Below are 389 nucleotides of genomic sequence, written 5' to 3' on the forward strand. Positions count from 1 at the left end.
CATATTCTTTTACACTTAATTTATCTAGTGCTATATCATGCTTTACTCGTTCTCAAATTTTTAGACTCGTAAAGAAATCATCCACTGGATAATTTCTTTAATCTTGAATATATTTCTTAATTGTGGCTTCATTGAGTCCCACCGTACTTACATAATAACCTTCCGCCCAGAAATGCCGATTCCCAAACTTGTACTTGAGATTGGTGTGTTTGTCAAACATCACGAGTGCACTTTTCCCTTTTAAATAACCCATGAAACTCGAAACACTTATCCTTGGTGGAATACTTACTAACATGTGTACATGGTCTGGCATTAAGTGACCCTCAATAATTTCAACTCCTTTATAACTACACAAGCGATGAAATATTTCGCCTAAACTACTTCGATAT

1 pseudogene is annotated in these 389 nt (G+C 35.0%); it reads right to left on the bottom strand.

Annotated elements, in window-relative coordinates:
• Positions 1-100: 100 nt before the first annotated feature.
• Positions 101-389: pseudogene (gene tnpA, locus ADH54_RS01720) on the bottom strand (IS200/IS605 family transposase); the annotation flags it as partial.

It is taken from the genome of Streptococcus pseudopneumoniae, assembly GCF_001072315.1.
Classification (GTDB): Bacteria; Bacillota; Bacilli; order Lactobacillales; family Streptococcaceae; genus Streptococcus; species Streptococcus pseudopneumoniae_R.